Genomic DNA, 23,835 nt, shown 5'->3' with positions numbered 1-23,835 from the left:
ACTTATCTTGCCGCCGGATCCGGCCGTCTCCAGCGATGAAACAGCACCGAGCCGATCCAGCACGCCATGAAGGCCGCAACGGTCGCATAGCCGAGCGCGCCGAAATGATCGTTGATGCCGACGATCGCATCCCACACGCCGCCGCTCCAGCCGAAGCGGACCGACAACAATCCCAACGCCTCGACGCCGCCGATCACGATGGCGACCACCGCCGATACGAACGTGATGCTCGCGTTGTAGTACAGCTTGCGCTTCGGGTCGTCCATCGCCCAGCCGTACGCTTGCACCATTAGCACGTTGTCGGTCGAATCGACGAGCGTCATACCGGCAGTGAAGAGCGCCGGGAACGCGAGGATCGAGCAGAGCGGCAGCCCGGTGCTCGCCTGCGACGCGGCGATCGCGAGAAGGCCGACCTCGGTCGCAGTGTCGAAGCCTAGCCCGAACAGCGCGCCGACCGGATACATATGCCAGCTTTTCGTGACCAGCCGGAACAGTGGACGCAATGCACGTGACAGCAGCCCGGCTGGGGCGAGCGCATCGGCTGACGGTGTGGTCGCGGAGCCGCCGAGCTGCGCGTGCCGGTAGCGGCGCCACACGTCGCGCAGGATCACGAGATTGACCGCGGCGAGCACCAGCAGAAATGTCGCCGAGACCATCGTGCCGAGCGTGCCGCCGACTTCCTTGAGGCTCTCGAAGCGCCCATGCAGCGAATGCGTGGTCCACGCGATGCCGACCGTCGCCGCGATCACGATCGTCGAATGTCCGAGCGAAAACGCGAGCCCGATGCCGAGCGGTCGCTCGCCGGTCTGCATCAGCTTGCGGGTGACCGCATCAATCGCCGCAATGTGGTCGGCGTCGACCGCATGACGCAGGCCGAAGCCATACGCGAGCAGCGCGGTGCCGAGCAGCAGCGGGTAGTGACGAAACGCGATCAGCGCCCACAGCCAGGCGCCGAGGTTGGCGGCGATCAGCACCGCGTAGAGCGTGACGAGGCGAGGGCGCAGCGAGGCAGGAGGCGTCATGTGGCGCGGGCGGATGAATGAGCAGGTGAATGAGCCGTTGTATGAGCGGGTTAGCGAGCGGTTTAGTGATCGTCTGGATGCTTGTGGATCGGATCGACCCAGTAGACCGTTTCCGGCTGCTCGACCGCGTCGATGTTCAGATTGACGACGACCGCTTCGTTGTCGCTGCGCACGAGCACGCATTCGAGCGGCTCGTCGGTGCTCGCGTTGATCTCCTGATGCGGCACATAGGGCGGCACGAAGATGAAGTCGCCGGGACCGGCCTCGGCGGTGAACTCCAGATGCTCGCCCCAGCGCATGCGTGCCTGGCCGCGCACCACGTAAATCACGCTTTCGAGTGCGCCATGATGATGCGCGCCGGTCTTTGCATTCGGATGGATCGTGACCGTGCCGGCCCAGATCTTCTGCGCGCCGACGCGCGCCGCATTGATTGCGGCCGCGCGATTCATGCCCGGCGTTTGCGCGGTGTTGGTGTCGAGTTGATCGCCGCGGATGACCTTCACGCCGTGCTCGCGCCAGTCGATCTGTTGGCTGGCCTCGGCGGTTTCGTGCTCGGCCCGGTAATGCGGATGTTCGTGATCCTGGCTCATCGTCTCTCCTCCTCGGCTTGCGTGCCGCGTTCAAGTCGTTCGCTTCGGTCGTGCGCTTGAGGGTCGTGCCGCATGGCTGATCGACATTCTGGCACGTTCAAAAAACGGCTGCGTGGCGTGACCGTGCAAAGGCCGCCGCGAAAAAAAACCCGCTCGCAGGGAGCGGGGTTCGAGTCGTCGCGCTCAACGCCGTGGCGTCAGTGTCATTGCTTCTTCGCGTTGATCACAGCCTCGGCGACATTGCTCGGCGTTTCGGCGTAGTGCTTGAACTCCATCGTGTAGGTCGCCCGGCCCTGGGTGGCAGAGCGCAGCGACGTCGAGTAGCCGAACATCTCGGCGAGCGGCACTTCCGCGCGCACCAGCTTGCCGCCGCCGCCCGCGATGTCTTCCATGCCCTGCACCATGCCGCGCCGGCTCGACAGGTCGCCCATCACGTTGCCCATGAAGTCCTCGGGCGTTTCCACCTCGACGGCCATCATCGGTTCGAGCAGCACGGGCTTCGCCTTGCGCATCGCTTCCTTGAACGCTATCGAGCCGGCCATGCGGAACGCGTTTTCGTTCGAGTCGACGTCGTGATACGAACCGAAGGTCAGCGTGACCTTCACGTCGACGACCGGATAGCCGGCCAGCACGCCGGCCTTCAGCGTTTCCTGGATGCCCTTGTCGACGGCCGGAATGAATTCGCGTGGAATTACGCCGCCCTTGATCGCGTCGATGAACTCGTAGCCCTTGCCCTGTGCGCTCGGCTCGAGTGCGATCACCGCGTGACCGTACTGTCCGCGACCGCCCGACTGCTTGACGAACTTGCCTTCGACGTCCTCGACCTTGTTGCGCACCGTTTCACGATACGCGACCTGCGGCTTGCCGACGGTCGCCTCGACGCCGAACTCGCGCTTCATCCGGTCGACCAGAATTTCGAGGTGCAGCTCGCCCATGCCGGAGATGATCGTCTGTCCGGATTCCTCATCGGTCTGCACGCGGAATGACGGATCTTCCTGCGCGAGACGGTTCAGCGCGATGCCCATCTTTTCCTGGTCGGCCTTGGTCTTCGGCTCGACGGCCTGCGAGATCACGGGCTCCGGGAAGATCATCTTTTCGAGGATGATCACATGGTTAGGATCGCAGAGCGTGTCGCCGGTGGTCGCTTCCTTCAGACCGACGGCCGCGGCGATGTCGCCCGCGTAGACCTCCTTGATTTCCTTGCGCTCGTTCGCGTGCATCTGCAGGATGCGGCCGAGGCGCTCCTTTTTTTCCTTGACCGCGTTGTAGACCGTGTCGCCCGAATTGACGACGCCCGAGTACACGCGGAAGAAGATCAGCTGGCCGACGAACGGGTCGGTCATGATCTTGAAGGCGAGCGCCGAGAACGGATCGTCGTCGTTGGGATGACGCTCGATCTCCTTGTCGTGCTCGTCGTGACCGGTGATCGCAGGCACGTCGACGGGCGACGGCAGATAGTCGATCACCGCGTCGAGCATCGCTTGCACGCCCTTGTTCTTGAACGCGCTGCCGCACAGCATCGGCACGATCTCGTTGGCGATCGTGCGCGCGCGGATGCCGTGCCTGATTTCTGCTTCGCTGAGTTGTTCGCCGCCGAGGTATTTCTCGAGCAGTTCCTCGTTCGCCTCGGCCGCGGCCTCGACCATCTTGTCGTGCCATTCCTTGGCGGTGGCCGCGAGTTCAGCCGGAATGTCGCGGTACTCGAACTTGATGCCCTGGCTGTCATCGTCCCAGTAGATCGCCTTCATCTTGACGAGGTCGACCACGCCCTGGAAGTGCTCTTCCGCGCCGATCGGAATCTGGATCGGCACGGCGACACCCTTCAGACGATCGCCGATCTGCCGCTGCACGCGGAAGAAGTCCGCCCCGACGCGGTCCATCTTGTTGACGAATGCGATGCGCGGCACCTTGTACTTGTTCGCCTGGCGCCACACGGTTTCCGATTGCGGCTGCACGCCGCCGACCGAGTCATACACCATGCAGGCGCCGTCGAGCACGCGCATCGAGCGCTCGACTTCGATCGTGAAGTCGACGTGCCCTGGGGTGTCGATGATGTTGATCCGATGCTCGGGATAGTTGCCGGCCATGCCCTTCCAGAACGCGGTGGTGGCCGCCGACGTGATCGTGATGCCGCGCTCCTGCTCCTGTTCCATCCAGTCCATCGTCGCCGCGCCGTCGTGAACCTCGCCGATCTTGTGGGTCACGCCGGTGTAGAACAGGATCCGTTCGGTAGTGGTGGTTTTGCCGGCATCGATGTGGGCGCTGATGCCGATATTCCGGTAGCGCTCGATGGGAGTCTTGCGGGGCACGTGAATCTCCTTGTAATGGCGCGCCTGAAACGCATGCCGGGCGACCGCGTGGGCCGCCCGGGGAGTCTGGGTGCTGCTTACTGAGATTACAAGGATAGCGCTTCGATTGGTCTTTTGCATGAATCCTGCCAGCCGGCGCCAAGGCTGGCCGCGCGGGGGCTGCGCGGACGAAAAAAAGCCGGCGCCTCGGGGCGAGGCGCCGGCTTTTCGCGGGAAAGCGCCGCGGGGCGGCCGGACCGCTCAGGTGGCCGCGCAGACGCGCAGCCCGGCGGCGCGGGACTCTATTGCGTGATACCCGGCACCGGCGGCAAGCCCTGGATCCGCATGCCCGGCTTGATGCCTTTCGACGAGAACCAGCCCTTGGGCATTTCCAGCGCGAACACGCCGTTGTGCGTCGGGCAGTGGTTGTTGGTGGTCTCGGCCTGCATCTCGTCGATGTCGGTGATCGTGCCGTCGGCGCGCATGAACGCGATCGACAGCGGGATCAGCGTGTTCTTCATCCAGAAGCAGTGGCCCGCGTTCTCGTTGAACACAAACAGCATGCCTTCGTTCGGCGCGAGATTCGTGCGATACATCAAGCCCTGCTCGCGGTCCGCGTCGTTGGCGGCGACGGCCGCGTCGATCACGAACATGCCAGCGGTCAGCTTGACGCGTGGAAACTCGCCCGGTTGCCTGGCGCCCGGCGGCATCTGCTGCGCCTGGGCGGAAGCGGGGGTGGCGGCGAACGAGAGGGCCGCGAGCGGCAGGGCAACGGCAACGGCGAAACGCGCCATCCACGAGCGCATGGAAAATCGCACGGCAAGACTCCTTGCTGAAATTGACCCGCGCATGTTACGCGAGCGCGTCAAAAACAAAAAGGCAGATCGCCTTGCGGTGATCTGCCTTACAACGCCGTAAGAACGGCAATGAAGCTAGTTCTTGACTGCGTTTTTACAAGCAACTTACTCCGAAGCTGCCGAAGCTGCAGCTGCTGCCTTCTTGTGCGACTTCTTGTGAGCGTGCTTGGTCGTCTTCTTTGCCGACGAAGCTGCTGCTGCCGGAGCTGCCGAAGCTGCTTCCGGTGCCGATGCTTGTGCGAATGCTGCCGTTGCGAAGAGGCCAGCGACCAGAGCGGCGATCAGTTTGTTCATTTTGTGAATCCTCAGCTTGAGTTAATTAACCAAATGACCCGGCTTATGTAGAGTCATGTCGGTAAACGTGCCATCCACCTTTCGGTTGACAGCCGCATCGAACAAAATTTCGACGCGTCTGCTAGCGCTCCGACTTTCGTACTCGCCGCAAAAGCGGCTTATGCAAAGGTCTTTAAGGCTGAATGCCGGACAGCTTCGGCGGCATCTGCGTCGAATAACGCGTGGGGTTGTACTGCGGTTGACGCGACTTGCGCGGAAATTTTCAACACCAGGACGCGCGATGAAACTGCATCGCAGACGCTTGCGCGAGCCCAGTTGTTTCACGCATTTCGGGCTGGCGTTTCACGCATTACTTTGCGTGCTGCTACAACGAGTTAGCGTCGATTGTCACAACCGTGAAACGGTTTCTGAGTGGTCATGCGAAGGCGGATTCGCGCGTGCGTGAATTCGGCACGCGGTGCTGTGGCGATGAACAAACAATCGTCAAACAATGTTCAGGCGACGCCATCCCATGGCGCGTTGGCTCGCAACTCGATGCTCTCTCCGGGTTGCAGTCCGAGTGAAAAAATGTCAAGCGCACCGATGCCGACGCGTACCAGACGCAGCGTCGGAAAACCGACCGCGGCGGTCATCCGACGCACCTGACGATTCTTGCCTTCGGTGATCGATAGCTCGATCCACGCGGTTGGTATCGCGGCGCGATAGCGGATCGGCGGCGTGCGCGTCCACAGCGAGTTGTCCGGGTCGACATAGGTCGCCTGACAGGGGCGTGTCACGTAGTCGCCGAGATCGACGCCGCGCGCCAGCTTTTTCAACGCGGCGATGTCGATCGCGCCTTCGACCTGCGCCCAATAGCGTTTAACGAGCTTGTGGCGGGGCTCGGCGATGCGCGCCTGCAGCGCGCCGTCGTCGGTGAGCAGCAACAGGCCTTCGCTATCGGAGTCGAGCCGGCCGGCCGGATAGACGCCCGGCACCTTGACCCAGTCGGCAAGTGACGGGCGCGTTTCGTGTGACGAAAATTGACAGATGGTGCCGAACGGCTTGTTGAGGGTGAGAAGGCGCATAGAAAGGCGAAACGGCAGCGCGGCGAGCAGCCTCCAGCGCGCGCTTCGCCGATGATGAATGGCGCGATGATAATGCATAAATCGGAAGCAGATTCTCGTATCTTATAGAGGAGCGTAGCGCGGTTGAGGGTCCGTCCATGTTGGAAAACCCGGAGTCCGGGGTGGCCGCGTGGCGCGCGAGGCGTGGGCTAGAATAGCGGCCAGGCCGCTCGCGGACGTTCGGCATCGCGCGGCGAGGGCATCTTTTTCGCAGTCTCCCATCAGCTTTTGCACAGCTTTCACTGGAGTCCGATCATGCCGTATCAGCACATCAAGGTTCCGACCGGTGGCGACAAGATCACCGTCAACGCCGACTTCACGCTCAACGTTTCCGATGAACCGATCATCCCGTATATCGAAGGCGACGGCACCGGCCTGGACATCACGCCGGTCATGATCAAGGTCGTGGATGCGGCGGTCGAAAAGGCGTATGGCGGCAAGAAGAAAATTCACTGGATGGAAATTTTCGCAGGCGAGAAGGCGACCAGGGTGTACGGCCCGGACGTATGGCTGCCGGACGAAACGCTGCAGGCGGTCAAGGAATACGTCGTATCGATCAAGGGGCCGCTCACCACGCCGGTCGGCGGCGGTATCCGCTCGCTGAACGTCGCGTTGCGTCAGGAACTGGACCTCTACGTGTGCCTGCGCCCGGTGCAGTATTTCAAGGGCGTGCCCTCGCCGGTGCGCGAGCCCGAAAAAACCGACATGGTGATCTTCCGCGAGAACTCGGAAGACATCTACGCGGGTATCGAATGGCCCGCCGAATCCGAGCAGGCGAAGAAGGTCATCAAGTTCCTGCGCGAAGAAATGGGCGTCAAGAAGATCCGCTTTCCGGATTCGTCGGGCATCGGCATCAAGCCGGTGTCGCGCGAAGGTACCGAGCGTCTGGTGCGTAAGGCGATCCAGTACGCGATCGATAACGAACGCCGCTCGGTTACGCTGGTGCATAAGGGCAACATCATGAAGTACACCGAAGGCGCGTTCCGCGACTACGGCTACGCGCTCGCGCAGAAGGAGTTCAACGCGGAATTGATCGACGGCGGTCCGTGGATGAAAGTCAGGAATCCGAAGACGGGCGGCGACGTTGTCGTGAAGGACGTGATCGCCGACGCGTTCCTGCAGCAGATCCTGCTGCGTCCGGCCGAATACGATGTGATCGCCACGCTGAACCTGAACGGCGACTACATCTCGGACGCGCTCGCCGCGCAGGTCGGCGGCATCGGCATCGCGCCGGGCGCGAACCTGTCGGATTCGGTTGCGATGTTCGAAGCGACGCACGGCACGGCGCCGAAATACGCGGGCAAGGACTACGTGAATCCGGGCTCGGAAATCCTGTCAGCGGAAATGATGCTGCGTCACCTGGGCTGGTTCGAGGCGGCGGATCTGATAATCAGCTCGATGGAAAAATCGATCCTGCAAAAGCGCGTTACTTACGATTTTGCCCGGCTGATGGAAGGCGCGACCCAGGTGTCGTGCTCGGCATTCGGGCAAGTGATGATCGAAAATATGTAACTGATGCGTCGGGATTATTCAATGTGCATAAAAACCCCGGGCGCCAGCAAGCGGCCCGGGTATTTTTTACCCTGAATATTCGCGCGGTTCTTGGGCCGAAAATCCGCTGCAACGGAAAGCAGCCGCAAAAAAGAAACCCGGCGGGAGCCGGGCTTTAAAAAGGACGGGTATCGAACCGTCTCAGGCTGGCGCCTGAATATTCGATGCCTGTTTGCCTTTCGGGCCTTGCACGACCTCAAAGGTGACCTTCTGGCCTTCCTTGAGGGTCTTGAACCCATTCATCTGGATGGCCGAGAAGTGTGCAAACAAATCCTCACCACCCTCGTCAGGCGTGATGAATCCGAAACCCTTTGCGTCGTTAAACCATTTGACCGTACCAGTTGCCATTCCAACTTCCCCTGTAACTCATGTCACTACCACGAGCCCTCGAAAAAGCCACGGCCGCACGAAGCAACCGCTCCCTCCTCACAAGCTCACCATCGGCATTTTTTCGAATTATGGCTTAGTGAAAAAAGTGCCAGCTTGATTGTTGGGGCTCTTTATTCGAGTGTCAAGAAAATTTTGAGACGTCGTTGTCGAGTTACAAACAGGCCGCTTTCCAGGGTTTTTACCGCTTCCGTATGTGCGGTGGCGCAAGCGGCGTGGCTTGAAAAGTCGCATAATCGACTCACATGTTGGCTGTGCCCGCGGCGTCGACGCCCAGCGCGGCGAGCGCTCCCAGCCAGTACCGGCAGGTTGTGCGATACTCGATCCGACCGCAGTGCAGCACGTGCTGCGCACGACAGGATTGGGGGCCGGCACCGCAATCGGCCCGTCGAAAACGCGCATGCAAGGCCGATCATGACCGTGTCGTGACCTGCCCGGCAGTAGCGAACGGGCTCATCGGCCGAGCGGCCGTGTTTTGACAGGATTGCGGGCCTGTCCTAGTTGTTTAGAATGGGTGTATGGCGATTATCCCGGACAAGCAGGACGGCACCGTACTGGAGCGGCAGGAGCAGAAACTCAAGCCGCCGTCCATGTACAAGGTGGTGCTGCTGAATGACGACTTCACGCCGATGGAATTTGTCGTGATGATCGTGCAGGAATATTTCAATAAAGATCGTGAAACCGCAACGCAGGTCATGTTGAAGGTGCATCGCGAGGGCAGGGGAGTTTGTGGGGTCTATACGCGGGACATCGCGTCGACCAAAGTCGAGCAAGTCGTTACCCACGCACGGCAGGCCGGGCATCCGCTGCAGTGTGTGATGGAGGAAGCATGATTGCCCAGGAACTGGAAGTCAGCCTGCATATGGCGTTCATGGAAGCGCGCCAGGCAAGGCACGAGTTCATAACGGTCGAACATCTTTTGCTCGCGCTGTTGGATAACCCGACGGCGGCAGAGGTACTGCGCGCATGCGCGGCCAATATCGAGGATCTGCGTCAGAACCTGCGCAACTTCATTCATGACAACACGCCGACCGTGCCGGGCACGGACGACGTCGACACGCAGCCCACGCTCGGTTTCCAGCGTGTGATCCAGCGCGCGATCATGCATGTGCAGTCCACCTCGAACGGCAAGAAGGAAGTGACCGGCGCGAACGTGCTGGTCGCGATCTTCGGTGAGAAGGACTCGCATGCGGTGTACTACCTGCAGCAGCAGGGCGTCACGCGTCTGGACGTGGTCAATTTCATCTCGCACGGCATCGCCAAGACGAGCAGTTCGGACGCCGCGAAAGCGAGCGACGCGAATGCCGAGTCTGACGAAGCCGCCGCGCAGAAGGAAACGCCGCTCGCCCAGTTCACGCAGAACCTGAACCAGATGGCGAAGGATGGCCGCATCGATCCGCTGATCGGACGCGAGTCGGAAGTCGAGCGCGTGGTGCAGGTGCTGTGCCGCCGGCGCAAGAATAATCCGCTGCTGGTCGGCGAGGCGGGTGTCGGCAAGACCGCGATCGCCGAAGGGCTCGCATGGCGCATCACGCGCGGCGAGGTGCCGGACATCCTCGCGGATGCCCAGGTGTATTCGCTCGACATGGGCGCGCTGCTCGCGGGCACCAAGTATCGCGGCGACTTCGAGCAGCGTCTGAAGACGGTGCTGAAGGAACTGAAGGAGCGTCCGCACGCCATTCTCTTCATCGACGAAATCCATACGCTGATCGGCGCGGGCGCCGCGTCGGGCGGCACGCTGGATGCGTCGAACCTGCTGAAGCCGGCGCTTTCGTCGGGCACGCTGAAGTGCATCGGCGCGACCACCTTCACCGAATATCGCGGCATCTTCGAAAAGGACGCGGCGCTGTCGCGTCGTTTCCAGAAGATCGACGTGACCGAGCCGACCGTCGAGCAGACGGTCGCGATCCTGCGCGGGCTGAAGTCGCGCTTCGAAGAGCACCACGGCGTCAAGTATTCATCGGGTGCGCTGTCGGCGGCGGCTGAGCTGTCGGCGCGCTTCATCACCGATCGTCACTTGCCGGACAAGGCGATCGACGTGATCGACGAAGCGGGCGCGGCGCAGCGCATTTTGCCGAAGTCGAAGCAGAAGAAGACGATCGGCAAGAACGAGATCGAGGAAATCATCTCCAAGATCGCGCGCGTGCCGGCGCAAAGCGTGTCGCAGGACGATCGCAGCAAGTTGCAGACGCTCGACCGCGATCTGAAAAGCGTCGTGTTCGGTCAAGATCCGGCTATCGACGCGCTGTCGGCCGCGATCAAGATGGCGCGCGCGGGCCTCGGCAAGCTCGACAAGCCGATCGGCGCATTCCTGTTCTCGGGTCCGACCGGCGTCGGCAAGACCGAGGTCGCCAAGCAACTCGCGTTCACGCTCGGCATCGAGCTGATCCGCTTCGACATGTCGGAGTACATGGAGCGTCACGCGGTGAGCCGGCTGATCGGCGCGCCGCCGGGCTACGTCGGTTTCGATCAGGGCGGCCTGCTGACCGAGGCGATCACGAAGAAGCCGCACTGCGTGCTGCTGCTCGACGAAATCGAAAAGGCGCATCCGGACATCTTCAACGTGCTGCTGCAGGTGATGGACCACGGCACGCTGACGGACAACAACGGTCGCAAGGCGGACTTCCGCAACGTCATCATCATCATGACGACGAACGCGGGCGCCGAGGCGATGGGCAAGTCGGTGATCGGCTTCACGAACCGCCGCGAGGCGGGCGACGAGATGGTCGACATCAAGCGCATGTTCACGCCGGAGTTCCGCAACCGTCTGGACGCGACGATTAGCTTCCGTTCGCTCGATGAGGAAATCATCATGCGCGTGGTCGACAAGTTCCTGATGCAGCTGGAAGATCAGCTGCACGAGAAGAAGGTCGATGCACTGTTCACCGACGCGCTGCGCAAGCATCTGGCGAAGCACGGTTTCGATCCGTTGATGGGCGCGCGGCCAATGCAGCGCCTGATCCAGGACACGATCCGTCGCGCGCTCGCCGACGAGTTGCTGTTCGGCAAGCTGATGAACGGCGGCCGCGTGACGGTCGACGTCGATGCCGACGACAAGGTGCAGTTGACCTTCGACGAGCATCCGGCGCCGCGCAATCCAAATCCGGAGGCGGTGGAAGTCGAGTGATCCGAGTAGTAAGGCCGGCGTTGCCTTACGCCGGTTGAGCCGAAAGCAGAACGGCGCGGGTTTTACCCCGCGCCGTTTTTTCATGCTCTGGTTTTATGCTGGCGCCGCGCGCGGAAAGACCCAGTCGCCGCGTTGCAGCAATCCATCAATGCTTGCCGGTGCTGCCAAACCCGCCCGCGCCGCGCAGGCTTTCCTCGAAGTCGTCGACGATGTTGAACGCGGCCTGCACGACCGGCACGATCACCAGTTGCGCGAGGCGTTCCATCGGATTCAGCACGAACGTCGTTTCGCCGCGATTCCACGTCGAAATCATCAGTTGACCCTGGTAATCGGAATCGATCAGGCCGACGAGATTGCCGAGCACGATCCCATGCTTATGGCCAAGGCCCGAGCGCGGCAGAATCAGCGCCGCATAACCGGGGTCGCCGACGTGGATCGCGAGTCCGGTCGGCACCAGCGCGGTTTCGCCGGGTTGCAGGGTCAGCGGTTCGTCGAGGCAGGCGCGCAGATCGAGGCCGGCGCTACCGGTCGTCGCGTAGGCGGGAAGCTGTTCGCGCATGCGTTGATCGAGAATCTTCAGGTCGAGTTTCATTCAGGTTCGATAGTGGGTGTGGGTTTGGTGAAGGGGCCACGCGGCTGACAGGCAAAACCTCTGCGATCAAGCCGCCTTGTTCGAGCCGAGCTGGAACGCGTCGGCGAGCAGTTCGTAGGAGCGCAAGCGCGCGCGATAGCTGCCGGCGACGGTCAGCACCATCAGTTCGTCGGCCTGGAACTGCTGCTGTAAATCCGTGAGCCGCTCGGTCACGTGCTCAGGCGTGCCGATGATGCTGCGCGGCTTTTCCCGGTCGATCACCAGCTGTTCGCGCTGGCCATACTCCTGCGCGATGCCTTGCTCGATCGTCGGAATCGGTTCGTTCAGGCCATACGACATCTGCACCCGACGCAGGTCCACGGCCTTTTCGAGGTCCCCGGCTTCCTGCTCGGTATCGGCGCAGATCACGAAGACCGCGGCCGTCAGATACGGCTGCGACGCCTCGTTACCGGGCTGGAAGCGCTCGCGATACGCAAGCGCGACCTGCTTGCCGAAATGCGCATTGATGAAATGCGCGAACGAGAAGCGAATGCCGAGCTGCGCCGCGAGCAGACCGCCGAATTCGCTCGAGCCGAGCATCCACAGCTGCGGGCGCGTATCGATCTGCGGCTGAAGCAGCACACCCTGCGCGAGGTGATCGTCGGCCAGCGTACCGTGCATGAGGTTCAGCAGCTCAGTGACCTGCTGCGGGAAAAGCTCGCCGCGATTGTAGGCGCCGGCGGCGACCGCCTGCGCGGTGCGCATATCCCCGCCCGGCGCACGTCCGACGCCGAGATCGACGCGGTTCGGAAACAGCGCCTCGAGCATCATGAACTGCTCGGCGACCTTGAACGGGCTGTAGTACGGCAGCATGATGCCGCCCGAGCCGATGCGAATGCGTTTGGTCACGCTGCCGAGGCGCGCCAGCATCACTTCAGGGCAGGGGTTCGACACGCCGCGCAGGCCGTGGTGCTCGGCGCACCAGTAGCGCGTGTAGCCGAGGTCGTCGGCGAGCTGCGCGAGTTCGACGGTGGCGGCGATCGCGTCCGCCACCGAATGGCCGGCGATCACCGGTGTTTGATCGAGCACGGAGAGTAGCGTCATGGCAGTAGTGCTCCAGATGATTCCGGTCGGCTGACCGGGCAAGGCGGCGTGGCCACACGGACCCGCCGCTTTGCGCTCGGTCAGCGAACCGGGCTGGTGTCGGACGGCAGACGCTTCGCGATTTCCGCGATCAGTGCGCGCGCGAGCGTCTGCTTGTCGGCGCGTGGCAGCTTCGTCGCGCCGCCTGCTTCGAACAGGATCACTTCGTTGTCGTCGAGCCCGAATGTTTGCGGACCCAGATTGCCGATCAGCAGCGGCACGTTCTTGCGCGCGCGCTTTTCCTCGCCGTGGATTTCCAGGTTGTCGCTCTCTGCGGCGAAGCCGACCGCGAACGGCGGCTTCGGCAGCTTCGCGACCGCGGCGAGGATGTCCGGATTCTCGACGAATGAAAAGCTTGGCAGCGTGCGCTCGGCGGTTTTCTTTATCTTCTGATCGCTGACTTGGTCGACGCGCCAGTCGGCCACCGCGGCGACGCCGATGAAAATATCCGCGTCCGCGACGGTGCGCATGACCGCCTCGTACATCTGTTGCGCGGTCTGCACGTCCTCGCGGAACACGCCCCACGGCGTCTCCAGTGCGACCGGCCCGGTCACCAGATGCACGTCGGCGCCGGCTTGCTGCGCGGCGCGCGCGAGCGCGAAGCCCATCTTGCCGCTCGAGCGATTCGTGATGCCGCGCACCGGGTCGAGCGGTTCGAAGGTTGGTCCGGCGGTCAGCAGCAGACGCCGGCCCGACAGGATTTTCGGCGCGAAGAACGATGCGATCGCCTCGTAGGTCGCGGCCGCTTCCAGCATGCGGCCGTCGCCGATCTCGCCGCAGGCCTGCGGGCCCGAATCCGGGCCGAGCACTTCGACGCCGTCCGCGCGCAGCTGCGCGACGTTGCGTTGCGTGGCCGGGTTCTGCCACATCTGCCGGTTCATCGCCGGCACGACGAGCAGCGGACAGTCGCGCGCGATGCACAGCGTCGACAGCAGATCGTCGGCCATGCCGTGCGCGAGCTTGGCGAGGAAGTCGGTCGACGCCGGCGCGATCACGATCGCATCGGCTTCGCGCGACAAATCGATGTGCGCCATGTTGTTCGGCACGCGACCGTCCCACTGGCTCGTGTAGACCGGCCGGCCCGACAGGGCCTGCATCGTGATGGGGGTGATGAACTGGGTCGCGGCTTCGGTCATGACGACCTGCACTGTCGCGCCAGCCTTGGTCAACAGACGCGTGAGTTCGGCGATCTTGTAGCAGGCGATGCCCCCCGTCATGCCGAGGACGAGGTGTTTGCCTACGAGTTCTGCGGTTGCCAACGAAAGCCTCCGACAAAGCGTGATCACGCGGCGGCGCGAGGGCATTGCCCGTCGTTGCCGCCGCGCGTTTCAAACCGGACGCGGCGCACGCCGCGCGTAACCGCAGCCGTGCGTCCCGTCGGCGACGTTAGCGTGTGCCGCGTACCCGCCGCAGCTCGTCGATCACGAGCAGGATCGCGCCGATCGTGATCGCGCTATCGGCGAGATTGAACGCCGGCCAGTGCCAGCCGCCCACGTGGAAATCGAGGAAGTCGATCACGTGGCCATGCGCGAGCCGGTCGATCACATTGCCGAGCGCGCCGCCGAGAATCAGCGCGAGCGCGGTACAGAACATTTTCTGCCCGCTATGGCGCTTGAGCAGATAGCAGATCACGAGCGCGGCGACGACGCCGAGCGCGGTGAACGCCCAGCGCTGCCAGCCGCCCGCCATCGCGAGGAAGCTGAACGCGGCGCCGCGGTTGAACACGACGATCAGGTTGAAGAACGGCGTGATCTCGTGCGGCACACCGTAGGCGAACACCTTGCGCACGGCGATTTTCGTCAGCTGGTCGAACAGGATGACGATCAGCGCGATGCCGAGCCAAGGTGCGAGCGAACTGCTTCCGGTGGACGTTTTCGACACGGTTCTCGCCATTATGCCGCGCTCCTGATTTCGCCACTGCCGAACAGATTGCTGAAGCAGCGGCCGCACAGCGACGGATGCTCGGCGTTCGCGCCGACGTCCGCGCGATAGTGCCAGCAGCGCTCGCACTTCAGGTACTTCGAGGCGATCACTTCAACGCCTTCGTCCGCTTCGCTGTCGACCTTGACGACGTTCGCCGCCGACGTGATCAGCACGAACTTCAGGTCGCCGCCGAGGCTAGTTAGCGCGTCGTAACGGGCTCCGCTCGCGCGGATTTCGACTTCCGCCTGAAGCGACGAGCCGATCAGGTTCGCGACCCGCGCCTCTTCCAGCGCCTTGGTCACATCGCCGCGCACCGCGCGCAGCAGCGTCCACTTGTCGAGCAGCGCACCCGCGTCCGGCACGGCCGGGTACACGTGGTACGTCTCGGTGAAGATCGTCTCGCTATTGGGCTGGAACACCTTCCACGCTTCCTCCGCGGTGAACGACAGGAACGGCGCCATCACGCGCAACAGGCCCTGCGCGATGTGGTAGAGCGCGGTTTGTGCCGAGCGGCGCGCGACCGAATCCGCCGCGGTTGTGTACAGGCGGTCCTTCAGCACGTCGAGGTAGAAGCCGCCGAGGTCTTCCGAGCAGAACGTCTGCAGCTTCGCGACGACCGGGTGGAACTCGTACTTCTCGTAGTGCGCAAGGATGTCGTTTTGCAGCTCCGCCGATAGCGCCACCGCATAACGGTCGATTTCGAGCCAGTCTTCGACCGGCTGCGCGTGCTGCGCGAAGTCGAAGTCCGACAGGTTCGCGAGCAGGAAGCGCAGCGTGTTGCGGATGCGGCGATAGCCTTCCGTCACGCGCTTGAGAATCTCCTCTGAGATCGCGAGCTCGCCCGAGTAGTCGGTCGACGCGATCCACAGGCGGATGATTTCCGCGCCGAGGCGGTTTGCGACTTCATGCGGATCGATGCCGTTGCCGAGCGACTTGCTCATCTTGCGGCCTTCGCCGTCGACGGTGAACCCGTGCGTGAGCAGCGCGTTGTAGGGCGGGCGGCCGTCGAGCATCGACGCGGTCAGCAGTGACGAATGGAACCAGCCGCGATGCTGATCCGAACCTTCGAGGTACAGGTCGGCCGGGAACTGGAGTTCGTCCTTGTGCGAGCCGCGCAGCACGTGCCAGTGCGTGGTGCCCGAGTCGAACCACACGTCGAGCGTGTCGCGGTTCTTTTCGTACAGGTTGGCGTCGTCGCCGATCAGCTCGTGCGGATCGAGCGTCTGCCATGCCTCGATGCCTTCCTTCTCGACGCGCTGCGCGACCTGTTCGAGCAATTCGAGCGTGCGCGGATGCAACTCGCCGGTTTCCTTGTGCACGAAGAATGCCATCGGCACGCCCCATTGACGCTGACGCGACAGTGTCCAGTCCGGGCGGTTCGCAATCATGCTGAAGAGGCGCTGCTTGCCCCACGACGGATAGAACGCCGTGTTCTCGATGCCTTCGAGCGCGGTTTCGCGCAGCGTCTTGTCGCTGTCGTTCGGCTTCACGTCCATGCCGGCGAACCATTGCGAAGTGGCGCGGTAGATGATCGGCGTCTTGTGGCGCCAGCAGTGCATGTAGCTATGCGTGTACTTTTCGGTGCGCAGCAGCGAGCCAGCGCCTTGCAGCGCCTCGACGATCTGCGGATTCGCCGCCCAGATCGACAGGCCGCCGAACAGCGCGAGCGATTCGATGTAGCGCCCGTCGCCCATTACCGGGTTGATGATGTCCGAGTCGGCCATGCCGTGCGCCTTGCACGACACGAAGTCTTCGACGCCGTAGGCGGGCGACGAGTGCACGATGCCGGTGCCGGTTTCGGTCGTCACGTAGTCGCCGAGATAGACGGGCGCTGTTCGCTTGTAGCCCGGGTGCGCGGACGCGAGCGGATGATTGAAGCGCAGATTCACGAGCTTCTCGCCCGGCGTCGTCGCGATGACCGTGCCTTCGAGGCCGTACAGCTTCAGGCACGCCTCGACGCGTTCCTCGGCGACGATCAGCAGGCCGCGCGGCGTGTCGACGAGCGCGTAGACGATTTCCGGATGCAGGTTCAGCGCCTGGTTGGCGGGAATGGTCCACGGCGTGGTGGTCCAGATCACGATGCCGCCTTCGTTGCGCGGTAGCGCGGCGAGGCCGAACGCCTGCGCGGTCTTTTCCGGTTCGGCGAAGCTGAACAGCACGTCGATGGTCGGATCGGTCTTGTCCTTGTACTCGACTTCCGCTTCAGCGAGCGCCGAGCCGCAGTCGAAACACCAGTTGACCGGCTTCAAGCCGCGGAACACGTAGCCCTTTTCCATGATTTTCGCGAGCGCGCGGATTTCGCCGGCTTCGTTCGCGAAGTTCATCGTCCTGTACGGATTGTCCCAGTCGCCGAGCACGCCCAGACGGCGGAAGCCGGCCTTCTGCCTGTCGATCTGCTCGGTCGCGTAGGCACGCGCCTTCTGCATCACCTCGGCCGCGGGCAGCGACTTGCCGAACTGCTTCTCGATCTGGATTTCGATCGGCATGCCGTGGCAGTCCCAGCCCGGCACGTAGACCGCGTCGAAGCCCGCCAGATTGCGCGCCTTGACGATCATGTCCTTGAGAATCTTGTTCACCGCGTGGCCGAGATGGATGTCGCCGTTCGCATACGGCGGGCCGTCGTGCAGGATGAACTTGTTGCGGCCCTTGGAGGCGGCGCGGATCTTGTCGTAGACCTTGTTTTCCTGCCATTCCTTGACCCATTGCGGCTCACGTTTGGGCAGGTCGCCGCGCATCGGAAACGGCGTGTCGAGCAGGTTGACCGGGTAGCGGGACTGCGGTTTCGAATCGGCTTTCTTGTTGCTCATGATGTGGGTGGCGGTGAATTCGTTTCTATGCGTAGCGGCGCGCGGATTGCACGCGATGTGCGACGAGAGTGGGACGCGCCCGGCAGGCGGCTCCGCGTGAAGCCCGGACGCCCTTCGATACGCGCGGCGACGGTTCGTGCGGCGCGGCGCGCCGGCCGGAACCGCGGTGATTATCTAATTCGGTCGGTGGCCGAGGTGGCGAAACCGGTGGAACGGCTGCCCGGCGTGCCGGCGCCGACCGCGGCGAACCATGCGCGCGCATTGGCGACGTCGCGCGCGATCGCGGCGGTCAGCGTTTCGAGGTCGACGAATTTCTCCTCGTCGCGCAACTTCTTCAGAAATTCGACGCGCACGAGTTTGCCATACGCGTCGCCGTGCCAGTCGAGCAGGTGCACTTCGAGCAGCACGCGGCCGGAATCGTCGACGGTGGGCCGCAGGCCGAGGCTCGCGACGCCCGGCAGCGGTTGCTCGGCGATGCCGTGCACCTGCACGACGAAGATGCCGGCCAGCGCCGGGCGCTTGTGCGCGATCGGCAAGTTGAGCGTCGGAAAGCCGAGATCGCGGCCGAGTTTCATGCCGTGCGTGACGTGGCCGCTGATCAGATAGTCGCGCCCGAGCGCGGCGCGCGCCGCGTCGAGGTCGCCGCCGACCAGCGCCGCGCGCACGCCCGAGCTTGAAATGCGCGCGCCCGACGGATCGGCGACCGTCGCCATCTGTTGGACTTCGAAACCATACTGCCTGCCGGCCGCCTGCAGCGACGCGAAGTCGCCGGCGCGTTTCGCGCCGTAGCGGAAGTCGTCGCCGATCATGACCCAGCGCGCGTGCAATCCGTTGACGATGATCCGCTCGACGAACGCGTCTGGCGACTGGCTCGCGAACGTGTGATTGAAATGCTCGACGACGACCCGGTCGACCCCATTGGTGCGCAGCGCCTCGAGCTTGTCGCGCAGCATCGCGATGCGTGGCGGCGCGCCGGCCGGGTTGAAGAACTCGCGCGGGTGCGGCTCGAAGGTCATCACGCAGACGGGCAGGCCACGCGCGTTCGCGGCCGCGCGCACGTGCGCGAGCAGAGCCTGGTGGCCGCGGTGGACACCGTCGAAATTGCCGATGGTCAGCGCGCACGGCGCGCGGCTCTCGGCATTGGGAAGACCGCGGAAGACTCTCACGATAGCGGGTTGCAGCGGTTGCTGCGGTTGCAATAGGGGCGCGGGCGGGGTGCCGCAAAACAATCGATTATAAACGCTTGGCGCAACAGACGGCTGCGCGGTCGCGGTCCGGCGACTGCCGAATGATAAAATCCGCGCATGAAAAAACTCGTCATCCTGATTTCCGGACGGGGCAGCAACATGGAAGCCATCGTGCGCGCCTGTGCCAGCGAGCACTGGCCGGCGCGGGTCGCTGCCGTGATTGCCAACCGTCCCGATGCCGCGGGGCTCGCATTCGCGGCGTCGCGTGGCGTCGCCACGGCAGTGGTGGATCATCGCCAGTTTCTGGATCGCGACAACTTCGACGCGGCACTCGCCGAGCAGATCGACGCGTTCGCCCCAGACCTCGTCGTACTCGCGGGCTTCATGCGCGTGCTGACCGAGCGCTTCGTCGACCATTACGCTGGGCGCATGCTGAACGTACACCCGTCGCTGCTGCCGAGCTTTCCGGGCCTGAAGACCCACCAGCAGGCGCTCGATGCCGGCGTACGGCTGCACGGCGCGTCGGTGCATTTTGTCACATCAAAGCTCGATCACGGGCCGATCGTCGCGCAGTCGGCCGTACCTGTCGAGGCGGGCGATACTGCGCAGACGCTCGCCGCACGCGTGCTCGCTACCGAGCACGTCATTTATCCACGCGCGGTGCGCTGGTTCGTCGAAGGGCGTCTCGCTCTGGACGGCTCGCGCGTCACGCTAACGCCGTCGGAGCCGCAATGGCTCTTTGCCGGTCACACCGCCGGAGAGGGCGTATGAGATTGCATGGTTTCCTGATTGGACAAACTGAAACGCTGCTGGCCGAAGTGCTGCGGCTGAACGGCCCCGCCGACGCCGCCACGAGCCGCTTTTTTCGCGCGCATCCGAAGCTCGGTCACGCCGAGCGCGGCGTGATCGCCGAGGCGGTGTTCGCGGTGCTGCGCCGCCGGATGGAGTTCGCGCATCTGGCCGAAAGCGGCACCGGTAGCCCGGCGCGCCGCATGGCGCTGCTGGGCCTGATGCAGACGGCCGGACGCTCGGCGCTGAAGCCGTTCGTCACCGAGGCGGAGGCGACGTGGCTCGAACACGTGGCGAAGATCGACCCGGAAAGCCTGCCACTGCGAATTCGCCTGAATCTGCCCGACTGGATCAGCCAGGCGCTCAGCACGCGCTTCGAGGCCGCCGAGCTCGCGCAACTGGCCGCCGCGCTGAACTACCCGGCGCCGCTCGATCTGCGCGCAAACCCGATCAAGGCGAGCCGCGACGACGTGCTCGGTGCGCTGTCGAAGGCCGGCATCGAGGCGGGCGCGACGCCGTTCGCGCCGCTCGGGGTGCGCGTGGTCGGCAAGCCGGCGCTGACCAGGCTCGACGCGTTCCAGCAGGGCTGGCTCGAAGTGCAGGACGAGGGTAGCCAGTTGCTGTGCTCGGTGGTCGCGCCGCGCCGCGGCGAGATGATCGTCGATTTTTGCGCGGGCGCGGGCGGCAAGACGCTGGCGCTCGGCGCGGCGATGCGCTCGACCGGCCGGCTCTACGCGTTCGACATCTCCGAGCGGCGTCTTGCGAAGCTGAAGCCGCGTCTCGCGCGCAGCGGCCTGTCGAACGTGAACCCGGTGCTGATCGACAGCGAACACGACGCGAAGATCAAACGCCTGGCTGGCAAGATCGACCGCGTGCTCGTCGATGCACCGTGCAGCGGCCTCGGCACGCTGCGCCGCAACCCGGACCTGAAGTGGCGCCAGTCGCCGGAGTCGATCGCCGAGCTGGCGCCGAAGCAGGCGTCGATTCTCGCGAGCGCGGCGCGTCTCGTGAAGAAGGGCGGGCGGCTCGTCTATGCTACGTGCTCGATTCTCGAAGCGGAAAACGAGGCGGTCGTGCAGCAGTTCCTCGCGGATCACCCTGATTTCGCGCTGGTGCCGGTGCGCGACGTCCTTGCCGAGCAGCGCATCGAGCTGGAGATGGGCGACTACCTGTCGCTGTGGCCGCACCGCCACGCGACCGACGGCTTTTTCGCCGCCGTGCTCGAGCGCCAGAGTTAGGCAACCGGCTGCAGACCGACGCGCGCGGATTGACTGACGAGTCCGCACGCGCCGGCGATTTCGGCGACATCCATGCATACGACTTTTCCACACATGTTCAGCGACATCGCGCGCGACTTCGGTCAGCCGGTGATGCTGTGGCAGGTCGCGATCCTGCTCGCGACGCTGGTCGTCGCGTGGCTACTCGCGCGGACGCTGCGCCGCCGGATCGCGCGGCCGCAGCTGCCGCGTTACCAGAGCCTGCGTTTCGGCATGGAAAGCCTCGACCGCGCGGCTTTTCCGCTGATCGGCGCGGCGCTCGTGTGGCTCGCGCGGGCGACCGCCGACGAGTTCATGGACACTGCGCTGCTCGATCTGGCGCTGGTGCCGCTCGCCGGCATCGGACTGATCTACATCGTGTTCTTCTTCGCGCGACGGGTGTTCAACCGCGACGGCGGTCAGCATCCGTGGCTGTTTCTCGTCGAGAAGATCGTGTCGGTGGTCGTGTGGATCGGCATGGTGCTCACGCTGTTGGGCATTCAGAACGCCGTGATCGCATGGATGGACAGCGTGAGCTTTCGCGTCGGCAATGCGCACATGACGATACTGTCGCTGATCACGGGGCTGTTGTGGGTCGGCGTCACGATGATCGTCGCAATGTGGCTCGGCTCGTCGTTCGAAGATCGTCTGATGCGCTCGAAGACGCTCGACGCGAACCTGAAGGTGGTGGTCGCACGCGTCGGCCGCGCCGCCTTCGTTCTGGCGGCAATCCTGATCAGCCTGTCGATCGTCGGCATCGACATCACGGTGCTCGGCGTGTTCGGCGGCGCGCTCGGCGTCGGGCTCGGCTTCGGCATGCAGAAGATCGCGAGCAACTACGTGTCGGGCTTCATCATCCTGCTCGACCGCTCTTTGCGGATCGGCGACACGATCAACGTGAGCGGCCTGCAGGGCCGCGTCACGCAGATCCGCACGCGCTATACCGTCGTGCGCGGGCTGGACGGCATCGAGACGCTGATTCCGAACGAAAAGCTGATCACCGACGTCGTGCAGAACCAGTCGTCGTATCTGACTCGTGGCTACGCCAGGGCGGCCGTGCAGATCGCCTACACATCCGACGTCGAGCAGGTGATGACGCTGCTTGCCCAGGCCGCCGCCGACGTGCCGCGCGTGCTGCGCGAGCCGGCGCCGACGCCATTTCTGGTCGGCTTCGGCCCGGATGGCATCAATCTCGAGCTGGGCTTCTGGATCGAGGATGCGGCGAACGGCACGGGGGGCGTACGCTCGACGGTCAATCGCAACATCTGGCGTCTCTTTTCCGAGCACGGCATCACGATTCCGCTCGCGCAACGCGAGGTGCGCATCGTTGGTCCGGCGGGCGGCGCGATGCCGCACCCGATAGCAATGTCCGAGCCGGTTCCCGACGCCACGGCCGATACGTCGCTCAGGCCCGCCGACGGGGCCGCCAACGACGGTCGTTAAGCCCCGGTTCGTGTCCAGGCGAGGCATGCGCTGGTGCCCTGGCAATCGCTATCGACTTGATGGCGCACAAAAAATCCCTATTTGTTACAAACACTTGGAACGCTTCAAGTAGAATATCGTCCTATCCCGCTGTATGCTTTCACTTTCATGACACACGCGCCGCGTGTGGTCCGTACCTCTCGTTCCGCAGGTAACTTACCTTGTTGAATTCTTTGCTCGATTTCCTTGCCCACGGGCTGCTGCATTTGTCGTGGTGGCAACTCGTCGTGTACACGCTGATTGCGACGCACATCACGATTATCGGCGTGACTGTCTATCTGCATCGCTGCCAGGCGCATCGCGCGCTGGATCTGCACCCGATCGCCAGTCATTTTTTCCGCTTCTGGCTGTGGATGACCACCGGCATGCTGACCGGCCAGTGGGCCGCAATTCACCGCAAGCACCACGCGAAGTGCGAAACCGAAGAAGATCCGCATAGCCCACAGACGCGCGGCATCTGGAAGGTGCTGCTCGAAGGCGCCGAGCTCTATCGCACCGAAGCGAAAAACGAAGAAACGATGCGCAAGTTCAGTCACGGTACGCCGAACGACTGGATGGAGCGCAACGTCTACACGAAGTACCCGATTCTCGGTGTGAGCCTGATGATGGTGATCAACGTCGCGCTGTTCGGCGTCGTCGGCCTGACCATCTGGGCCGTGCAGATGGTGTGGATTCCCTTCTGGGCCGCGGGCGTGGTCAACGGCCTCGCGCACTTCTGGGGCTATCGCAACTTCAATTCGTCGGATGCGAGCACCAACATTTTCCCGTGGGGCATCATCATCGGCGGTGAGGAACTGCATAACAATCACCACACGTATGCGACGTCGGCGAAACTGTCGAACAAGTGGTACGAGTTCGACATCGGCTGGATGTACATCCGCATCATGCAGGCGTTTCGTCTGGCCAAGGTGAAGAAGGTCGCGCCGACGCCGCGCCTGACCACTGGCAAGCTCGTGCTCGATCAGGACACGTTGCAGGCCGTGCTCGCGAACCGCTACGAGGTGATGGCGCGTTACGCGAAGGCGATCAAGCGCGCGTACCGCCAGGAGCTCGCGCATCTGAAGGAAGTCGGCGCGCGCGAAAAGTATCAGGTGATGCGCGGCGCGCGTAGCTGGTTCCACAAGGAAGAGGCGGGCCTGAACGAGCCGCAGAAGCTCCAACTGCCGCAGATTTTCGCCAACAGCCAGAAGCTGAAGACCTACATCGACATGCGCAACGAACTTGCGGCGATGTGGGAACGCTCCAACGCGTCGCGCGAGCAACTGCTGGTGCAATTGCAGGACTGGTGTCATCGCGCCGAGCAGAGTGGTATCAAGGCGCTGCAAGACTTCGCAATGCGATTGCGTCGCTATGCCTGAAATCCATTAAAATTTAAGGACGTCACAATACCCCGCGCTGGCGGGGTTTTGCATTTTTGGGCCGTGGAAAAGCATCGCGTGTGTAGCGCGAGTGGCAAGC

At 63.5% G+C, this 23,835-nt stretch carries 20 protein-coding genes; 7 read left to right on the top strand and 13 right to left on the bottom strand.

Features of this window, described 5'->3' with window-relative positions; translation table 11 throughout:
- Positions 1 to 2 precede the first annotated feature (2 nt).
- The 6 genes from F6X42_RS27435 to F6X42_RS27410 all read right to left on the bottom strand — a co-directional run bounded on the left by F6X42_RS27435 (position 3) and on the right by F6X42_RS27410 (position 6,115).
- Positions 3 to 1,022: a HoxN/HupN/NixA family nickel/cobalt transporter gene (locus tag F6X42_RS27435; protein WP_187637195.1), complete on the bottom strand. Its 1,020-nt coding sequence runs from the start codon at positions 1,020 to 1,022 to the stop codon at positions 3 to 5.
- Between the two features lie 62 nt (positions 1,023 to 1,084).
- Complete coding sequence (locus F6X42_RS27430; protein WP_187637194.1) at positions 1,085 to 1,612, bottom strand: cupin domain-containing protein; 528 nt, start codon at positions 1,610 to 1,612, stop codon at positions 1,085 to 1,087.
- Positions 1,613 to 1,815: 203 nt separating this feature from the next.
- Positions 1,816 to 3,921, bottom strand: coding sequence for an elongation factor G (fusA, locus tag F6X42_RS27425; RefSeq protein ID WP_187637193.1), 2,106 nt, complete (start codon positions 3,919 to 3,921; stop codon positions 1,816 to 1,818).
- Positions 3,922 to 4,202: 281 nt separating this feature from the next.
- A complete protein-coding gene (locus tag F6X42_RS27420) occupies positions 4,203 to 4,718 on the bottom strand; it encodes a DUF192 domain-containing protein (protein ID WP_187637192.1) in 516 nt (171 codons plus the stop codon).
- Between the two features lie 144 nt (positions 4,719 to 4,862).
- A complete protein-coding gene (locus F6X42_RS27415) occupies positions 4,863 to 5,051 on the bottom strand; it encodes a hypothetical protein (protein ID WP_018421598.1) in 189 nt (62 codons plus the stop codon).
- A gap of 494 nt (positions 5,052 to 5,545) precedes the next feature.
- The gene (locus F6X42_RS27410; protein ID WP_187637191.1) at positions 5,546 to 6,115 is read right to left on the bottom strand and encodes a pseudouridine synthase; all 570 of its coding nucleotides are present in this window, start codon (positions 6,113 to 6,115) and stop codon (positions 5,546 to 5,548) included.
- A 294-nt stretch (positions 6,116 to 6,409) separates the two neighbouring features.
- On the opposite strand from F6X42_RS27410, the gene icd reads away from it, so the two are divergent.
- Positions 6,410 to 7,666 carry an NADP-dependent isocitrate dehydrogenase gene (gene icd, locus F6X42_RS27405; RefSeq protein WP_187637190.1) on the top strand — a complete coding sequence of 419 codons (1,257 nt, stop codon included), beginning with the start codon at positions 6,410 to 6,412 and terminating at the stop codon, positions 7,664 to 7,666.
- A gap of 180 nt (positions 7,667 to 7,846) precedes the next feature.
- Here icd and F6X42_RS27400 read toward each other — a convergent pair whose 3' ends face one another.
- Positions 7,847 to 8,053 carry a cold-shock protein gene (locus F6X42_RS27400; protein ID WP_007180614.1) on the bottom strand — a complete coding sequence of 69 codons (207 nt, stop codon included), beginning with the start codon at positions 8,051 to 8,053 and terminating at the stop codon, positions 7,847 to 7,849.
- A 557-nt stretch (positions 8,054 to 8,610) separates the two neighbouring features.
- On the opposite strand from F6X42_RS27400, the gene clpS reads away from it, so the two are divergent.
- Together clpS and clpA are read left to right on the top strand one after the other, a co-directional pair.
- Entirely contained in the window at positions 8,611 to 8,925 is a 315-nt protein-coding gene (gene clpS / locus F6X42_RS27395; protein ID WP_008919570.1) for an ATP-dependent Clp protease adapter ClpS, read from the top strand.
- The gene (gene clpA / locus F6X42_RS27390; RefSeq protein ID WP_090801577.1) at positions 8,922 to 11,219 is read left to right on the top strand and encodes an ATP-dependent Clp protease ATP-binding subunit ClpA; all 2,298 of its coding nucleotides are present in this window, start codon (positions 8,922 to 8,924) and stop codon (positions 11,217 to 11,219) included. The genes clpS and clpA overlap by 4 nt, the downstream gene beginning before the upstream one ends.
- A 145-nt stretch (positions 11,220 to 11,364) precedes the next feature.
- Here the strand turns inward: clpA and dut are convergent, their stop codons facing one another.
- From dut to F6X42_RS27360, 6 genes are all read right to left on the bottom strand, one after another.
- Complete coding sequence (dut, locus tag F6X42_RS27385) at positions 11,365 to 11,811, bottom strand: dUTP diphosphatase (protein ID WP_187637189.1); 447 nt, start codon at positions 11,809 to 11,811, stop codon at positions 11,365 to 11,367.
- 66 nt (positions 11,812 to 11,877) lie between these two features.
- Complete coding sequence (locus F6X42_RS27380; RefSeq protein WP_187637188.1) at positions 11,878 to 12,894, bottom strand: LLM class flavin-dependent oxidoreductase; 1,017 nt, start codon at positions 12,892 to 12,894, stop codon at positions 11,878 to 11,880.
- A gap of 80 nt (positions 12,895 to 12,974) precedes the next feature.
- Positions 12,975 to 14,192: a bifunctional phosphopantothenoylcysteine decarboxylase/phosphopantothenate--cysteine ligase CoaBC gene (coaBC, locus tag F6X42_RS27375; RefSeq protein ID WP_187637187.1), complete on the bottom strand. Its 1,218-nt coding sequence runs from the start codon at positions 14,190 to 14,192 to the stop codon at positions 12,975 to 12,977.
- Between the two features lie 127 nt (positions 14,193 to 14,319).
- Positions 14,320 to 14,826 (bottom strand): signal peptidase II, encoded by a 507-nt coding sequence (gene lspA, locus F6X42_RS27370; protein WP_187637186.1) that lies wholly within the window; start codon positions 14,824 to 14,826, stop codon positions 14,320 to 14,322.
- The gene (gene ileS, locus F6X42_RS27365) at positions 14,826 to 17,663 is read right to left on the bottom strand and encodes an isoleucine--tRNA ligase (RefSeq protein WP_187637185.1); all 2,838 of its coding nucleotides are present in this window, start codon (positions 17,661 to 17,663) and stop codon (positions 14,826 to 14,828) included. Before ileS ends, lspA begins: the two co-directional genes overlap by 1 nt.
- 170 nt (positions 17,664 to 17,833) lie before the next feature.
- The gene (locus F6X42_RS27360; protein WP_187637184.1) at positions 17,834 to 18,829 is read right to left on the bottom strand and encodes a bifunctional riboflavin kinase/FAD synthetase; all 996 of its coding nucleotides are present in this window, start codon (positions 18,827 to 18,829) and stop codon (positions 17,834 to 17,836) included.
- A gap of 138 nt (positions 18,830 to 18,967) precedes the next feature.
- On the opposite strand from F6X42_RS27360, the gene purN reads away from it, so the two are divergent.
- The 4 genes from purN (at position 18,968) to F6X42_RS27340 (ending at position 23,735) form a co-directional block, all read left to right on the top strand.
- Positions 18,968 to 19,621, top strand: a complete 654-nt coding sequence (gene purN, locus F6X42_RS27355; RefSeq protein ID WP_187637183.1) for a phosphoribosylglycinamide formyltransferase — start codon at positions 18,968 to 18,970, stop codon at positions 19,619 to 19,621.
- Positions 19,618 to 20,877, top strand: a complete 1,260-nt coding sequence (locus F6X42_RS27350) for an RsmB/NOP family class I SAM-dependent RNA methyltransferase (RefSeq protein ID WP_187637182.1) — start codon at positions 19,618 to 19,620, stop codon at positions 20,875 to 20,877. The genes purN and F6X42_RS27350 overlap by 4 nt, the downstream gene beginning before the upstream one ends.
- A 72-nt stretch (positions 20,878 to 20,949) precedes the next feature.
- The gene (locus F6X42_RS27345; RefSeq protein WP_246530234.1) at positions 20,950 to 22,338 is read left to right on the top strand and encodes a mechanosensitive ion channel family protein; all 1,389 of its coding nucleotides are present in this window, start codon (positions 20,950 to 20,952) and stop codon (positions 22,336 to 22,338) included.
- A 200-nt stretch (positions 22,339 to 22,538) separates the two neighbouring features.
- On the top strand, positions 22,539 to 23,735 hold the full coding sequence (locus F6X42_RS27340) for a DesA family fatty acid desaturase (RefSeq protein WP_184058173.1): 1,197 nt from the start codon (positions 22,539 to 22,541) through the stop codon (positions 23,733 to 23,735).
- Positions 23,736 to 23,835 lie beyond the last annotated feature (100 nt).

The sequence above is a fragment of the Paraburkholderia podalyriae genome, from assembly GCF_014397785.1.
GTDB classification, from domain to species: Bacteria; Pseudomonadota; Gammaproteobacteria; order Burkholderiales; family Burkholderiaceae; genus Paraburkholderia; species Paraburkholderia podalyriae.
The sequence above is the reverse complement of the archived record's forward strand: the minus strand, read 5'-3'. Positions and strand labels throughout refer to the sequence as shown.

Excerpts from the sequence above, each read along its gene's own strand:
- F6X42_RS27435 (WP_187637195.1), bottom strand. The coding sequence starts at position 1,022 with ATGACGCCTCCTGCCTCGCTGCGCCCTCGCCTCGTCACGCTCTACGCG.
- F6X42_RS27430 (WP_187637194.1), bottom strand. The coding sequence starts at position 1,612 with ATGAGCCAGGATCACGAACATCCGCATTACCGGGCCGAGCACGAAACC.
- F6X42_RS27415 (WP_018421598.1), bottom strand. The coding sequence starts at position 5,051 with ATGAACAAACTGATCGCCGCTCTGGTCGCTGGCCTCTTCGCAACGGCA.
- F6X42_RS27410 (WP_187637191.1), bottom strand. The coding sequence starts at position 6,115 with ATGCGCCTTCTCACCCTCAACAAGCCGTTCGGCACCATCTGTCAATTT.
- icd (WP_187637190.1), top strand. The coding sequence starts at position 6,410 with ATGCCGTATCAGCACATCAAGGTTCCGACCGGTGGCGACAAGATCACC.
- F6X42_RS27400 (WP_007180614.1), bottom strand. The coding sequence starts at position 8,053 with ATGGCAACTGGTACGGTCAAATGGTTTAACGACGCAAAGGGTTTCGGA.
- clpS (WP_008919570.1), top strand. The coding sequence starts at position 8,611 with ATGGCGATTATCCCGGACAAGCAGGACGGCACCGTACTGGAGCGGCAG.
- clpA (WP_090801577.1), top strand. The coding sequence starts at position 8,922 with ATGATTGCCCAGGAACTGGAAGTCAGCCTGCATATGGCGTTCATGGAA.
- dut (WP_187637189.1), bottom strand. The coding sequence starts at position 11,811 with ATGAAACTCGACCTGAAGATTCTCGATCAACGCATGCGCGAACAGCTT.
- F6X42_RS27380 (WP_187637188.1), bottom strand. The coding sequence starts at position 12,894 with ATGACGCTACTCTCCGTGCTCGATCAAACACCGGTGATCGCCGGCCAT.
- lspA (WP_187637186.1), bottom strand. The coding sequence starts at position 14,826 with ATGGCGAGAACCGTGTCGAAAACGTCCACCGGAAGCAGTTCGCTCGCA.
- ileS (WP_187637185.1), bottom strand. The coding sequence starts at position 17,663 with ATGAGCAACAAGAAAGCCGATTCGAAACCGCAGTCCCGCTACCCGGTC.
- purN (WP_187637183.1), top strand. The coding sequence starts at position 18,968 with ATGAAAAAACTCGTCATCCTGATTTCCGGACGGGGCAGCAACATGGAA.
- F6X42_RS27350 (WP_187637182.1), top strand. The coding sequence starts at position 19,618 with ATGAGATTGCATGGTTTCCTGATTGGACAAACTGAAACGCTGCTGGCC.
- F6X42_RS27345 (WP_246530234.1), top strand. The coding sequence starts at position 20,950 with ATGCATACGACTTTTCCACACATGTTCAGCGACATCGCGCGCGACTTC.